This is a genomic window from Streptomyces sp. NPDC002676 (genome assembly GCF_053592455.1).
The window spans coordinates 56,962-71,833 of sequence record NZ_JBSFVT010000005.1 but is presented as its reverse complement, the minus strand read 5'-3'; the positions used below and the strand labels follow the sequence as shown (position 1 = coordinate 71,833).

At 71.7% G+C, this 14,872-nt stretch carries 11 protein-coding genes; 5 read left to right on the top strand and 6 right to left on the bottom strand.

The annotated features are described in order from the left end of the window. Positions 1-4: 4 nt before the first annotated feature. The 3 genes from ccrA to ACWD3E_RS16300 form a co-directional block, all read right to left on the bottom strand. The gene (gene ccrA / locus ACWD3E_RS16310) at positions 5-1,342 is read right to left on the bottom strand and encodes a crotonyl-CoA carboxylase/reductase (RefSeq protein WP_451388577.1); all 1,338 of its coding nucleotides are present in this window, start codon (positions 1,340-1,342) and stop codon (positions 5-7) included. 444 nt (positions 1,343-1,786) lie between these two features. Beyond that, a complete protein-coding gene (locus ACWD3E_RS16305; protein ID WP_451388214.1) occupies positions 1,787-2,605 on the bottom strand; it encodes a TetR family transcriptional regulator in 819 nt (272 codons plus the stop codon). A 160-nt stretch (positions 2,606-2,765) separates the two neighbouring features. Beyond that, positions 2,766-4,571, bottom strand: a complete 1,806-nt coding sequence (locus tag ACWD3E_RS16300) for a 3-hydroxyacyl-CoA dehydrogenase family protein (protein WP_451388213.1) — start codon at positions 4,569-4,571, stop codon at positions 2,766-2,768. Between the two features lie 377 nt (positions 4,572-4,948). On the opposite strand from ACWD3E_RS16300, the gene ACWD3E_RS16295 reads away from it, so the two are divergent. Beyond that, complete coding sequence (locus ACWD3E_RS16295) at positions 4,949-5,530, top strand: adenylosuccinate lyase (RefSeq protein ID WP_451388212.1); 582 nt, start codon at positions 4,949-4,951, stop codon at positions 5,528-5,530. A gap of 11 nt (positions 5,531-5,541) precedes the next feature. Here the strand turns inward: ACWD3E_RS16295 and ACWD3E_RS16290 are convergent, their stop codons facing one another. Genes ACWD3E_RS16290 through ACWD3E_RS16280 form a run of 3 tightly spaced genes read right to left on the bottom strand, consistent with a single transcriptional unit; the run spans position 5,542 to position 8,057 of the window. Then, positions 5,542-6,066 carry an N-acetyltransferase family protein gene (locus ACWD3E_RS16290; protein ID WP_451388211.1) on the bottom strand — a complete coding sequence of 175 codons (525 nt, stop codon included), beginning with the start codon at positions 6,064-6,066 and terminating at the stop codon, positions 5,542-5,544. Then, positions 6,063-6,461, bottom strand: a complete 399-nt coding sequence (locus tag ACWD3E_RS16285; protein ID WP_451388210.1) for a RidA family protein — start codon at positions 6,459-6,461, stop codon at positions 6,063-6,065. Before ACWD3E_RS16285 ends, ACWD3E_RS16290 begins: the two co-directional genes overlap by 4 nt. A gap of 33 nt (positions 6,462-6,494) precedes the next feature. Continuing rightward, complete coding sequence (locus ACWD3E_RS16280) at positions 6,495-8,057, bottom strand: alpha/beta hydrolase (RefSeq protein ID WP_451388209.1); 1,563 nt, start codon at positions 8,055-8,057, stop codon at positions 6,495-6,497. A gap of 326 nt (positions 8,058-8,383) precedes the next feature. Between ACWD3E_RS16280 and ACWD3E_RS16275 the strand changes: the two genes are divergently transcribed. The 4 genes from ACWD3E_RS16275 (at position 8,384) to ACWD3E_RS16260 (ending at position 14,828) form a co-directional block, all read left to right on the top strand. Then, positions 8,384-8,827, top strand: a complete 444-nt coding sequence (locus tag ACWD3E_RS16275; protein WP_451388208.1) for an SRPBCC family protein — start codon at positions 8,384-8,386, stop codon at positions 8,825-8,827. A gap of 154 nt (positions 8,828-8,981) precedes the next feature. Continuing rightward, positions 8,982-11,396 (top strand): MFS transporter, encoded by a 2,415-nt coding sequence (locus ACWD3E_RS16270; protein WP_451388207.1) that lies wholly within the window; start codon positions 8,982-8,984, stop codon positions 11,394-11,396. A 161-nt stretch (positions 11,397-11,557) separates the two neighbouring features. Further along, positions 11,558-14,023 (top strand): SpoIIE family protein phosphatase, encoded by a 2,466-nt coding sequence (locus tag ACWD3E_RS16265; RefSeq protein WP_451388206.1) that lies wholly within the window; start codon positions 11,558-11,560, stop codon positions 14,021-14,023. An 82-nt stretch (positions 14,024-14,105) separates the two neighbouring features. Continuing rightward, complete coding sequence (locus ACWD3E_RS16260) at positions 14,106-14,828, top strand: class I SAM-dependent methyltransferase (protein WP_451388205.1); 723 nt, start codon at positions 14,106-14,108, stop codon at positions 14,826-14,828. Positions 14,829-14,872: the final 44 nt, after the last annotated feature.

Genomic DNA, 14,872 nt, shown 5'->3' with positions numbered 1-14,872 from the left:
GTCCTCAGATGTTGCGGAAACGGTTGATGGCGTCGATGTGCTTGGCGCGCATCTCCTCGTCGCGCACGCCCAGGCCCTCCTCGGGCGCCAGGCACAGCACGCCGACCTTGCCCTGGTGGAGGTTGCGGTGCACGTCGTAGGCGGCCTGGCCGGTCTCCTCCAGGGAGTAGACCTTCGACAGGGTCGGGTGGATCTTGCCCTTCGCGATGAGCCGGTTGGCCTCCCAGGCCTCGCGGTAGTTGGCGAAGTGCGAGCCGATGATCCGCTTCAGGGACATCCACAGGTAGCGGTTGTCGTACTCGTGGTTGTAGCCCGACGTCGAGGCGCAGGTGACGATGGTGCCGCCCTTGCGGGTGACGTAGACCGAGGCGCCGAAGGTCTCGCGGCCCGGGTGCTCGAAGACGATGTCGACGTCCTCGCCGCCGGTGAGCTCACGGATGCGCTTGCCGAAGCGCTTCCACTCCTTCGGGTCCTGGGTGTGCTCGTCCTTCCAGAACTTGTAGCCCTCGGCGTTGCGGTCGATGATCGCCTCGGCGCCCATGGACCGGCAGATGTCCGCCTTCTGGTCGCTGGAGACGACACAGATCGGGTTGGCGCCGCCCGCGAGCGCGAACTGCGTGGCGTAACTGCCGAGTCCGCCGCTCGCGCCCCAGATCAGGACGTTGTCGCCCTGCTTCATGCCGGCGCCGTTGCGGGAGACCAGCTGGCGGTAGGCGGTGGAGTTGACCAGGCCCGGGGCCGCGGCCTCCTCCCAGCTCAGGTGCTTGGGCTTGGGCATCAGCTGGTTGGACTTGACGAGCGCGATCTCGGCGAGGCCGCCGAAGTTGGTCTCGAAGCCCCAGATGCGCTGCTCGGGGTCGAGCATCGTGTCGTTGTGGCCGTCCGAGGACTCCAGCTCGACGGACAGGCAGTGCGCGACGACCTCGTCACCGGGGTTCCAGGCGTTGACGCCGGGACCGGTGCGCAGGACGACGCCCGCGAGGTCGGAGCCGATGATGTGGTACGGCAGGTCGTGGCGCTTGGTCAGCTCCGAGAGCCTGCCGTAGCGCTCCAGGAAGCCGAAGGTCGACAGCGGCTCGAAGATCGAGGTCCACACGGAGTTGTAGTTGACCGAGGAGGCCATGACGGCCACCAGGGCCTCGCCCGGGCCCAGCTCGGGCACCGGAACCTCGTCCAGGTGGATCGACTTGCGAGGGTCCTTGTCGCGGGTCTCGAGGCCCGCGAACATCTCCGTCTCGTCCTTGTGCACGGTGATCGCGCGGTACGACTCGGGGAGCGGCAAAGCGGCGAAGTCGGCGGACGTGGCGTCCTTCGACTGGATCGCGTCCAGGATGTCCTTCACGGTCACGGTGTTGCCTCCGGCGGTGAGCGCCCTGAGGGAGGGGCGCTGGGGATTCGTCGGTGCTGCTGGAAATGCTGCTGCTGAGGGTTTTGTGAAAGGGGTGCCGTCGGTTCGGCGGGTGGAGCTTCGGCAGCGCTTTGTGGCGCGGGAGGTTGCCTGTGACGCAGGCGTCCGGACGGGCAGGCCATTGGCTTGCTGGGACAGCCGACGCGCGATCGGTCTCTGCGCGCCGGCCGCCCGGACAACATCAAGGTATGACACCGCGTGTCAGGCCGCAAGGCACTGAGTGCCAGCAATTGGGCTCAGATGAAATCTTTACTTGACAGATGAGCGATGATCGATCGAACGGCCTCTTAAATGTGCCTGAAAAGGGCCTCTGACATGCCAAAACGGCCACCCGGTCGGGTGGCCGTCGTCACAGCGCTCGCGAGGTCCGCGAGCCGCTCAGCGGTCCTTCAGAGCCTCCTCGATGGTGCGCATGACCTCGTCCAGGGGGGCATCGGTGCGGGCGACCGTCACCAGGACCTCGCCCTGCGCGGAGACCGTCGCCGGGGACGTGGCGGCGGGTCCCGCGGCCGGGCCGCGGCCGGCCCCGATCCCGGTGCCGAAGGTCTTGCGGACGATGGCGAAGGCGTGGTCGAGCTGGGCCTCGACATCGCCCTGGCCGCCCGCGCGCAGCCAGCGCCTGAGGACGTGGTTGTGCGCGGTGACCACCGCGGAGGCGGCGACCTCGGCCAGCAGCGGGTCGTCGTTGGCGTCGTCGGCGTGTGCGTGCTCGTCGAAGTGGCCGAGCAGATAGCGGGTGAAGAGGCGCTCGTAGCGGGCGACCGAGGCGATCTCGGCCTCGCGCAGGGTGGGTACCTCGCGCGTGAGCTTGTAGCGGGCGACCGAGATCTCCGGCCGGGCCGCGTACATCTTCATGACTTCCTTGATGCCGCGGCACACGGTGTCGAGCGGGTGCTCGTGCGCCGGGGCGGCGTTCAGGACCGCCTCGGCACGGATCAGGGTGTCGTCGTGGTCCGGGAAGATCGCCTCTTCCTTGGAGCGGAAGTGGCGGAAGAAGGTGCGGCGGGCGACCCCGGCGGCGGCTGCGATCTCGTCGACGGTCGTCGCCTCGTACCCCTTGTTCGCGAACAGCTCCATGGCTGCCGCCGCCAGCTCTCGGCGCATTTTCAGCCGCTGGGCGGCGGCGCGGCTGCCTGCGGCACTTTCCGGCGCGTCGGGCGTGGCTGGTGTACGTGCGGACTTGGCGGGCTGGGACATGACCCGAACGTACTGCATGTGCGCAGCTCGATGCGCAGGTCCGGGGTTTCCCCCGCCCTCACGGGGCGGGGGAGTGCCCGGCCGCGCGGGCGGGGGAAACGCGCCGGGTTCGAGCAGCCCGCCCCAGTCCGCCTCCGACCGGAACCAGTCGCCGACGCCGTCAGCGGCGGGCATACTCGCGGAAGCCGCGGCCGGTCTTGCGGCCGAGGCAGCCCGCGGCCACCAGGTGCTCCAGCAGCGGGGCCGGCGCCAGGCCCGGGTCGCGGAACTCGCGGTGCAGCACCTGCTCGATGGCCAGCGAGACATCCAGGCCGACCACGTCCAGCAGCTCGAACGGGCCCATCGGGTAGCCGCCGCCGAGCCGCATCGCCGCGTCGATGTCGTCCAGCGTGGCGTAGTGCTCCTGGACCATCTTGATCGCGTTGTTGAGGTACGGGAACAGCAGCGCGTTCACGATGAAACCGGCCCGGTCGCCGCAGTCCACCGCGTGCTTGCGGATCTTCTGGCAGACCTCACGGACCGTCGCGTGCACGTCGTCCGCCGTCAGGACGGTGCGGACCACCTCGACCAGCTTCATGGCCGGGGCCGGGTTGAAGAAGTGCATGCCGATCACGTCCTGCGGACGCGAGGTGGCACGGGCACAGGCGACCACGGGCAGCGAGGAGGTCGTTGTGGCCAGGACCGCGCCCGGCTTGCACACCTTGTCCAGCGCCGCGAACAGCTGCTGCTTGACCGTCAGGTCCTCGGCGACCGCCTCGACCGCGAGGTCGACGTCGGCGAACGCGTCGTAGGAGCCCGCCGGGGTGATCAGGTCCAGGGTCTGGGCGGCGGCCTCGGCGGTCATCCGGCCCTTGTCGACAGAGCGCGAGAGCGACTTGCCGATACGGGCCTTGGCGGCCTCGGCCTTCTCCTGGCTGCGGGCGGCGAGGACGACCTCGTACCCGGCCTTGGCGAACACCTCGGCGATGCCGGAGGCCATGGTGCCCGAGCCGGCGACGCCGACGCAGCGGACGGCACGGCCGGCGGTCTCGGTGCCGCCGGCGGCCGGGGTCAGGGCGTCCGGCACGACCGTGGCACTGCCCGGCGCCTCGTACGTGTAGAAACCACGGCCCGCCTTGCGGCCGGTCAGCCCGGCCTCGCTGAGCTGCCCCAGGATCGGCGCGGGGGCGTGCAGCCGGTCACCGGACTCGGAGTACATGGCCTCCAGGACCCTGCGCGCGGTGTCGATGCCGATCAGGTCCAGCAGCGCGAGGGGGCCCATCGGCAGGCCGCAGCCGAGCCGCATCGCCGCGTCGATGTCCTCGCGGGAGGCGTACCGGGCCTCGTACATCGCGGCGGCCTGGTTGAGGTAGCCGAACAGCAGCCCGTCCGCGACGAACCCGGGGCGGTCGCCGACCGCGACCGGCTCCTTGCCCAGCTCGATCGCCAGACCCGTGACCGCGGCGACGGCCTGCGGCGCGGTCAGCACGCAGGAGACGACCTCGACCAGCTTCATGGCCGGCGCAGGGTTGAAGAAGTGCAGGCCGAGCACCCGCTCCGGGTGGGCCGCGTCGGCGGCCAGGCGGGTCACGGAAAGGGCGTTCGTGCCGGTCGCGAGGATCGTGTCGCGGCGGACGATGCCGTCCAGTTCGCGGAAGATCTGCTGCTTGATCTCGTACGACTCCGGGGCCACCTCGATGACGAGGTCGGCGTCGGCCGCCGCCTGCAGGTCGGTGGAGGTGCGCACCCGGGCCAGGGCGTCGGCGCGCTCCTGCTCGGTCAGCCGGCCGCGCTCGACGGCGCGGGCGGTGGAGGCCTCCAGCGCGGCGAGCGACTTCGCGGCCTGGGCCTCGCTGATGTCGATGCCGATCACATCGCGGCCGGCCTTCGCGAGGACCTCGGTGATGCCGGTGCCCATGGTGCCGAGGCCGACGACGGCAACGGTCTTGAGCGGGGACAGGGTGGTGTCGGACAGGGGAGTGGCCATCGCGGGACTCCAGGGAATGAGGGTGACGACTAGGAGCGCGCCGGGTGCGCCGAAAGAGCACCACGGGCGTGAAGAAATGCGGGTGTTGCCGGGCTGCAAGCGCACACGCCCGGTGCCGGCACCGCGGGCGTGCACACGCCCGGGAGCGGCTCGAACCGACCGGCCCTGTCCCGGAGCCGGGTCGTACTGCGGTACCGATGTACCGAACCGACTGAGGCTCACGACGGCTGCGTCACCAAACCGTCGTCAGCGGAAGTGCGAGAGGGTTACTCGCTCGAATGAGCTTAACCCGCCAGTAACGAGCGCGCCAGACCTGAGTTCCACTCGAGTCTGTGACGTAGCTCCCTCAAGCGGCGCCCCCCGCCTACGCTGGGAGCGTGGACGAAGAGTTGCGATCGCTCACGGAGCGCTTACGGCAGGAGTCGCGCGGCACGGCGGCGTTCGACCGCCTGCTGGCGACCGAGGACCACGACACCCTCGCGGACCTGCTCACCGCGCCCGGACAGCCACTGTGGGCCAGGGAGTTGGCCGCGTTCCGGCTCGGCGTCGCCGGCGACCGGCGCGCCTTCGAGGCGCTGGTGCTGCTGCTCAACCACCGCGACCCGCCCCGCTGCGCCGCCGCCGCCCACGCCCTGGCCCGCCTCGGCGATCCGCGCACGGCCCGAGCCGCCGCCGCCCTCGCCACCAACGAACTGCGCGTGGCCTACGCCCTGCACCCGGTACGGCTCCTGGTCGCACTGCGTGCCCCGGAGTCCGTGCCCGCGCTGATCACCACCCTGGAACGGCGGCTGCACCCGCACGACCCGTACCGCCGGGTGGCCCTCGCCTGTGTGGACGGCCTCGGCGCGCTCGGCGACGAACGCGCCCGGCGCGTGCTCAACGAGGCCCTCGCCCACCCGGCACTCGCCGAGGCCGCGGTGCACGCGCTGGCCCGGATCCCGGAGCAGAAGCGCGGCTGACCCCGGCCGGGTCAGCCGCGCAGCGCCCTGGCGTACCGCACCTCGGGCACGGGCACCCCGTCCGTCTCGAAGGCCTCCTCGGCGCCGTCCGGGCGGAATCCGGCGTGCTCGTAGAAGCGTCGCGCGGGCGCGTTCTCCTTCAGGACCCACAGCAGCATGCGCGGATACGCCGAGCACCCCGCGACCGACTCGGTGAGCAGCGCCCGCCCGATCCCGCCGCCGAGGTGCGCCGGGTCCACGTAGATCGCGTACAACTCCGCGTCGCCGGTGAGCACTTCACCGTCCCGGTACGGCCCGTACGCCGCCCAGCCGAGGACCTCGCCGCCCCGCTCGGCCACCAGGTTCACCACGCTGCCGTCGTTCTCCTGGAAGCGTGCCCGCCGTCGCTCGGCGTCCTGCTCGACACTGAGCGTGTCCAGGTACGACTGCGGCACCATCCCCCGGTAGGCGCTCTGCCAGCCACGGATACGGATCTCGGAGACCCGGTCGCAGTCGGCCAGGGTCATGGCCCGGACCCGGACCGCCGGGGAGGTCATGCGGCCACCACGGCGATCGCCTCGACCTCCATGAGGAACTCCGGTGCCACCAGCCCGGCCACCTGCACGGCGGAGGCGGCCGGGAGGCGGTCGTCGGGTATGTGCGCGGCGCGGGCCGCGCGGATCGCCGGCATGCACGCCATGTCCGTGACGAAGTAGGTCAGTTTGACGACGTCGGTGAAGCCGGCGCCCGCCGCGGCCAGGCAGCGCCGCAGGTTCTCGAAGACCTGGTGGGCCTGGGCCGCCGGATCGCCCTCCCCGACCAGCTTGCCGTGCTCGTCCAGGGCGAGCTGGCCGGAGACGGCGACGAAACGGCCGGTCGCGGTGACCACATGGCTGTACTGGGCCGCGGGGGCGACGCCGTCGGGGGCGGGGATCCGTGTCGGTTCGGTCATGGATCCATGGTGGACCATGGCACTGACAATGCCTCAGCGGCGGAAGCCGAGCAGGCCGTGCAGGGTCGAGCCGCGCGACGTCGTCGACGCCGCCTTCTTCGCGATCGGCCTCGGGTCGGGCGACTTCGGGCAGACCGCGTCGGCCTCGCCGTTGCCGTGCGGGAGCGTCCCGTCGGACAGGTAGGCCGACAGGTACCCGTCGAGGCAGGCGTTGCCGCTCAGCGTGATGCCGTGGTTGCCGCCGCCGTCCTCGACCACCAGGCTGGAGCCGGCCAGCAGCCGATGGGTCGTCACCCCGCCCAGGAACGGGGTGGCCGCGTCGTCGGTCGCCTGGAACAGCAGGGCCGGCGGCAGCTTGCCGTTGGCGATGTTCACGGGCTTCAGCGAGCCGGTCGGCCAGAACGCGCACGGCGCGTTGTACCAGGCGTTGTTCCAGGCCATGAAGGGCGCCTTCGCGTACACCCGCCAGGTGTCCGTGCGCCACCGGTTCCAGTCCCGGTGCCAGGCGGTGTCCCGGCACTGCACCGCCGCGTACACGCTGTAGCCGTTGTCGCCGGAGCCGTCCACGGCGGCGAAGTTCTCGTACGCCTCCACCAGCGGCTTGGGGTCCTTGTCGTTGACGTAGGCCGCGAACGCGTCGGCGAGGTAGGGCCAGTAGCCGTTGAAGTAGCCGCCCGGGATGAAGGTGTCCTCCAGCTCGGAGGCGCCGACCTTGCCGCCGGCCGGCCGCTTCGCCAGGGCCGCCCGCATCGCGTACCACTTGGCCTCGATCTTCTCGGGATCCTTGCCGAGCCGGAACTTCGTGTCGTACTTGGCGATCCACGCCATGAGCGCACGGTGGCGGTCGTTGAAGGCGTAGTCCTGGCCGACGTTGTCGCCGTACCAGACGCCGGTCGGGTCCACGACCGAGTCCAGCACCAGGCGGTGCACGCGCTCGGGGTACAGCTTCGCGTAGACCGCGCCGAGGTAGGTGCCGTAGGAGTAGCCGAAGTAGCTGATGCGCGGGGCGCCGAGGGCCTGGCGGACGGCGTCCATGTCCCGGACCGCGCTGACGGTGTCCATGAACGGCAGGACGTCCGCGTACTTCTTGCCGCAGGCGACGGCGAAGGACTGGGCGCGCTTCAGGTTGGCCTGCTCCAGGGCGGGCGTGACGGGCACGGTGTCGGGGCGGACGGGCTTGAAATGGCCCGTGGAGCAGTTGAGGGCGGGGGAGCTCCTGCCGACCCCGCGCGGATCGAAGCCGATGACGTCGTAGCGGGTTGCCACCTTCTTGGGCAGGGTCGAGGCGACGAAGCCGGCGAGCGTGAGCCCGCTGCCGCCGGGGCCGCCGGGGTTGACCAGCAGCGGACCCAGGGAGTTCTGCGCGGTGTGCGGGACGCGCGACACGGCGAGGGTGATCCGACGGCCGTCCGGGTGCGCGTGGTTCAGCGGCACCGAGAGGGACGCGCACTGGAGGGTCGGGTAGTCGATGGTGCCGCACTTCTTCCAGCCGAGCTTCGGTGCCGTGGCGGTGGCCGTCGCCCCCGCCGGGACGGCCGTGACCGAGCCCGCCAGCACCGCGGCGGCAGCGCACAGCAGGGCTGCGCGTGTTCTCATGCGTTCTCCCGGGACGGAGGGTGGAGCGAACCGCGAGGGCCGCGGTTCTGGCCGCATCGTCCCGGGATCGGGGCCCTGAAGAACCCGATACGTCAATACTTGACCCGATTGCTTGACACAATGGGGTCGAGGGGATGCCCGACCTCCTCGGTAGCACTGCCGCACAGGCTGGAACGTCTGTTCCCGTGATCGTGCGACCGGCGTACGACCCGCGTGCGAACCCGGTACGACCTTCGTGCGACCTTTGTACGACCCCGATTTGGGTGGCCGGGTGCCGGGGTGGTTGGCTTTGTACAACCCCGAGCAATCAGGTCCTGGAGGAACTAATGGCGCAGGTCGAGGCCAGTACAGAGCGGGTCGTCGCGGCGGACGCGGAGAAGGTGTTCGACGCCCTCGCCGACTACACCGGCACGCGCGGCAAGGTGCTGCCCGAGCAGTTCAGCGAGTACGAGGTGCGCGAGGGCGGCGACGGCGAGGGCACCCTCGTCCACTGGAAGCTCCAGGCCACCAGCAAGCGGGTGCGCGACTGCCTCCTGGAGGTCACCGAGCCCACCGACGGCGAGCTGGTCGAGAAGGACCGCAACTCCTCCATGGTCACCACCTGGCGCGTCACCCCGGCCGGCGAGGGCAGGTCCCGGGTCACCGTCACCACCACCTGGAAGGGTGCCGGCGGCATCGGCGGCTTCTTCGAGAGGACCTTCGCGCCCAAGGGCCTCGCCCGGATCTACGACGCCGTTCTCGCCAAGCTCGCCGCCGAGGTCGAGAAGTAGGCCCAAGGGCCGCCCGGTGAGGGGGCGTTGGTCCCCTTCACCGGTTCGAGTGGATCTCCCGCCCGCCCCCGGCCATGCCGTAACTCGCCGTACTTGTTCGCAGTTGTCGTCTTACGCGGGAATTGTGCAACAGGCGCGACGAGGGGAGCGGTACGTGGGCGGGACGACTCTGGTGGAGGACACGCCGGTCGTGACACCGGCGACGGCGCAGGAGACCGCCGTACCACCGCCGCCAACCCCCGCCCCGGCCGCCGGACTCGGCCCGCGCCGGGTGCGGCTGGTCTTCTTCGGGCTCATGCTCGCGCTGCTCCTCGCGGCACTGGACCAGATGATCGTCGCCACCGCGCTGCCGAAGATCGTCGGCGAGTTGCACGGCCTGGACAAAATGTCCTGGGCGATCACCGCCTACCTGCTCACCTCCACCATCGGCCTGCCCGTCTACGGCAAACTCGGCGACCTCGTCGGCCGCAAGGGCGTCTTCCAGTTCGCGATCCTGGTCTTCGTCATCGGCTCCGCGCTCGCCGGCCGGGCCCAGAGCATGGACCAGATGATCGCCTTCCGCGCCCTCCAGGGCGTCGGCGCGGGCGGCCTCATGATCGGTGTGCAGGCCATCATCGCCGACATCGTGCCGCCCCGGGAGCGCGGCCGGTACATGGGCCTGATCGGCGCCGCCTTCGGCCTCGCCTCCGTCGCGGGCCCTTTGCTCGGCGGCTACTTCACCGACCACCTCTCCTGGCGCGCGTGCTTCTACGTCAACGTGCCCCTGGGCCTGGTCACCCTGGCCGTCGTCACCGTCGTCCTCAAACTGCCCAAGAAGCGGGCCCGCGCCCGCCTCGACGTGCTCGGCGCGCTGCTGCTGGCCGCCGCGTCCACCTGCCTGGTACTGCTGACCAGCTGGGGCGGCACCGACTACGCCTGGGGCTCCGAGCAGATCCTCGGGCTCGGCGCGGGCGCCCTCGCCGCCACCGTCCTCTTCCTCGTCGTCGAACGCTTCGCCGCCGAACCCCTCATCCCGCTCAGGCTGTTCAGGGACTCCGTCTTCAACATCACCGGCCTGGTCGGCCTGGTGATCGGCGTCGCCCTGTTCGGCGCCGCCAGCTATCTGCCGACCTTCCTGCAGATGGTCGACGGGGCCAGCGCCACCGGCTCCGGACTGCTGATGCTGCCCATGATGGCCGGCATCGTCGGCGCCTCGGTCCTGTGCGGACAGCTCATCAGCCACACCGGCCGCTACAAGATCTTCCCGGTGCTCGGCTGCGCCGTCGCCACCGTCGGCATGTGGCTGCTGTCCCGGCTCGAAGCCGACACGTCCCGCCTCCAGTACAGCATCTGGATGGCCGTCCTCGGCGCCGGCATCGGCATGGTGATGCCCGTCCTGGTCCTCGCCGTGCAGAACTCCGTCCGCCCCGCCGACCTCGGCACCGCCACCAGCGCCAACAACTACTTCCGCCAGATCGGCGGCAGCGTCGGCGCCGCCGTCTTCGGCACCCTCTTCTCGGGCCGCCTCACCGACGCCCTGCACCGGCAACTGCCCGCGCGCGCGGGCAGCGGGCTGCCCGACGCGGACTCCCTCACCCCGCAGCTCGTCCACGCCCTGCCCCCGGCGCTGCGCGACGCCTACATCCGCGCCTACGCCGACGCGATGCCCCGGATCTTCCTCTACTTCGTCCCGGTGCTCGTCCTCGGCCTGCTCATCGCCTTCTTCCTCAAGGAGAAACCGCTGGTGTCCCACAACGCCCCCGCCACCGACCCGGAGACCAAGCAGCAGCCGGTGAACGCCTCCGTCCCGCAGGCCCGTTCGCCGTACGCCGGCGAAATCCCCGTCTGCGGCACGGTGCAGCACCCCGACGGAACCGTGGTGCCCCGCGCGGCGCTCACCCTCATCGACGTCGCCGGACAGCAGATCGGCCGGGGCGCGAGCGGCGACGACGGACGGTACGCGCTCACCGCCCCCGGCTCCGGCTCGTACGTCCTGATCGCCGCCGCCGGCGGCCACCAGCCGCAGGCCGTCTCCGTCACCGTCGGCGAACGGCCCGTCGAACTCGACGTCGTCCTCGGCGGCGCCGGACGCCTCGCCGGCACCGTGCTCACCGCCGACGGCACGCCCGTACGGGACGCCACCGTCACCCTCACCAACGTCCACGGCGAGGTCGTCGCCGCCACCCGCAGCGGCCGTGAGGGCGGCTACGTCATCTCCGAACTGGTCGCCGGCGAGTACACCCTCGCCGCCAGCGCTCCCGCCTTCCGGCCCGCCGCCCTCCCCGTCAGCGTCCAGGCCTCCCGTGAGACCCGCCAGGACGTCGAACTCGCGGGCGGCGCCGTGCTCAAGGGAACCGTCCGCGCCGGCGGGGGACGCCCCGTGGAGGACGCGCGCGTGACCCTGCTCGACGCCGCCGGGAACGTCGTAAACACCCTCACCACCGGAGCCGACGGAACGTTCCGGTTCGTGGACCTCTCCTCCGGCGAGTACACCGTCATCGCCGCCGGCTACCCGCCGGTCGCCACCGTCCTCCAGGTCGCGGGCGGCGGACGCACCGAACGGGACCTCCAACTCGGGCACGAGGACTGACCGTCCCGCCCGGGGGCACCCGTCCGGTACCGGGCCGCGCGCCGGTGCGATCACGTGACACAAATTCAGGATTGCCCCACATCGCCACCGTCCGCCGCCGTACCGTAGTGGCGGGCGGCACAGATCGTTTGCGAACAGCTGTGGGGAGAGAGGGCCTGGCCATGGACGGTGGCAGCGAGCGGGACACCCTTCCCGGCCGCGGCGCCGGCGAGGCCGAGGCCGGCCGCATTCCGCTGGCCGTGGTCGTCGTCGACCGCGACGGCCAGGTCTCCCACTGGAGCAGCGGCGCCGGGCGGCTGTTCGGCGTGAGCCGCCAGGACGCCGTCGGGCGGCCCGCCGTGGACCTCCTGCCCGTCTCCGGTGCGCTCCCCGACGACACTGCGCAGCACGCCCACGCTGCCTACGACGGGCTCGGGCCCGACCTGGAGGACTCGCTCGGCGGCCACACCGCCTACCCGACGGCGGGCCGCGCCCGCCTCTTCCCGCACCCGGACGAGCAGCCGCACCCGGACACGGACCCGGGCCCCGCGGGCGAGGCCGCCCGCCTCGACGTGCTCTGGTGGGCGTACCCGCTCGTCGGCCCCGGACCCGCCCGGCTCCTGGTGCTCGCCGCCGACGCCGCCCGGCTGCGCGATGAGCGAGGCTACGACGACGAGGCCGCCGAACGCATCTCGCCCGGCTTCGCCCGCCACACCGAACTGCCCGCCGCCGACGAACTCGAACGGCGGCTGCCCGAGATCCTCCCCAACATGGGCCCGGGACTCAGTGGCCGCATCGTCTCCCAGGTCCTCGAACTCGGTTACCCCGTCCTGGAGTTCAGCCAGCGCGACCGGGTGCCCGTCACCCCGTACTGGGGCGTGCCCCGCCGCGCCGGACGCGGCCGTACCGAAGCCGTCGTACCCCGCGACCGGGCCGCCGCCGTGGTGATCCCTGCCGGTGCCGAACAGGACCTGGAGTACGCGGCCGTCCGCGAACGACTGGAGTTCCTCAACGAGGTCAGCTCCGGCATCGGCACCTCGCTCGACCTCGGCGAGACCATCCGCGAGGTCACCAGCGCCGCCGTCCCCCGCTTCGCGGACTTCGCCGGCACCCACCTGCGCGCCGCCGTCCTCGCCGGCGAGGGCTTCCCGGACGGCCCGCCGGACGCCCGCACCGTCATGCACCGCGTCTGGGTCGAGCACAACGACGAACCCGGCCGCTGGGACGACACCGTGCCCGTCGGCGAGGCCTTCGCCTTCCCCGAACACACCCCGTTCTACCAGTGCATGGTCACCGGCGAACCCGTCCTCATCCCGAGGATCAGCGACGAACTGGGCGACCGCATCTCCGGCGAGTTCGAGAAGCGCGACCTCAGGCCGCTCATCAACGGCCGCTCCCTGCTGATCGTCCCGCTCAAGGCCCGCAACGTCGTCCTCGGCTTCATGGTGCTGCTGCGCCGCCCGGACCGCGCGCCCTTCGACGACATGGACCGCACCACCGGCGCCGAACTCGCCGCCCGCGCGGGGCTCGTCCTCGACAACGCCCGCATGTACACCTACCAGGAGAACGTCGCCGACACCCTCCAGGACAGCATGCTGCCGCAGGTCAGCCCGCGCATGGCCGGCTGCGACATCGCCACCCGCTATCTGCCCGGCACCCGACTCGGCAGGATCGGCGGCGACTGGTTCGACACCATCAAACTGCCCGGCTCCCGCACCGCCCTCGTCGTCGGCGACGTCATGGGCCACGGCCTCAACTCGGCAGCGATGATGGGCCAGTTGCGCACCGCCGTCCAGACCATGGCCGCCATGGAGACCCCGCCCGCCCAACTGCTGCGCAACCTGGACGACCTGGCCCGCCGGCTCGGCGAGAACTACCTCGCCACCTGCCTGTACGCGGTCTACGACCCGATCCGCGGCGAACTCCTCCTCGCCAACGCCGGACACATCCCGCCCGTCCTCGTCCGCGCCGAGGACGGCCGCAGCGAACTCCTCGACCTGCCCACCGGCGCCCCCATCGGCGTCGGCGGCGTCCCCTTCGAGGTCACCCGTGTCCGCGTCGCGCCCGGCGACCGGCTCGTGCTGTGCACCGACGGCCTGGTCGAGGTGCGCGGCTGCGACATCGGCGAGGGCCTCGCCGCGCTCTGCGAGTCCGCCGCACACCCCGCCGCCTCCATGGACGACGCCTGCGACACCATCATCCGCGCCCTCAACACGCGCGGCGGCCGTAAGGACGACGTCGCCCTGCTCATGGCCCGGCTGGGCGGCATCCCCGACGACCACGTCGCCGAATGGCGGCTGGAGGCCGACCCGCGCGAGGTCGCACACGCCCGCCGCCTGGTCCGCGACCGGCTGCTCCAGTGGAGCCTGCCGCAGACCGTGGAGACCGCCGAGCTGCTGGTCAGCGAGGTCGTCACCAACGCCGTCCGGCACGCGGGCGGCGAACCGGTCGGCCTGCGCGTGGTCCGCACCGACGCCCTGCTGTTCGAGGTCACCGACGCCGAACCCGCCCTGCCCGCCATGCTCGGCGCCGGCCCCTACGACGAGTCGGGGCGCGGCCTGCGCGTGGTCAGCCGACTGGCCCGCGAATGGGGCGCCAGTGCGAGCGGACACCGTAAGACGGTCTGGTTCGAACAGGCCGTCAGATGACCGTGCCCTCCTACCCCGCAGCCCTTGCCGATCCACCGACCGCCGCGATATCCCGATCACGGAACCGACGCGGGGAGATCGCATGAACGTCTCGGACAACTACCGTAATGCGTGGGAGAGTTACTGGAGCGAGACCTCCGACGCCCCCGGAGAGGCGATCTGGGACTCCGACCCCTCACTGACCGCCGTGCCGCACAGCGAGCTGCTGCTGCCGTACGCGGACACCACGCGCACCATCGTCGACCTCGGCTGCGGCAACGGCACCCAGACCCGCTACCTGGCCACCCGGTTCGCCCGCGCCGTCGGCGTCGACCTCACGCACGCGGCCGTCGAGCACGCCCGCCGGGCCACCCCGGACGGCACCACCGTCGAGTTCCGCCAGCTCGACCTGACCGACACGGAAGCCGTACGGGCGCTGCGCGAGCGCCTCGGCGACAGCAACGTGTACATGCGTGCCGTCATCCACCAGAGCGAACCCGCCGCACGCCCCCTGGTCGCCGCCGCCGTCGCCGAGGTGATCGGCACCGAGGGGCGGGCGTTCGTCGTCGAACTCACCTCCGGCTCCCGCGAGGTGCTCCAGCGCGCCGCGTCCGGCCCGGGCGGGCCCCCGCCCAAGCTGCGCCGCGTCCTCCACCACGGCCTCAGGCCCGCCGACGCCCCGGACGAGGAGATCCCGCAACTGCTCGCCGAGGCCGGACTGAAGATCCTCGCCACCGGCGACACGACACTCCCGCAGACCGAGTACATGGCCGACGGCACCCGCATCGACCTTCCGGCCCGCTGGTTCGTCCTCGCGCGCGAGTGACACCCGGCGGGCCGACGGCATGTTCCGGTCGTAGCCCAGCTCCC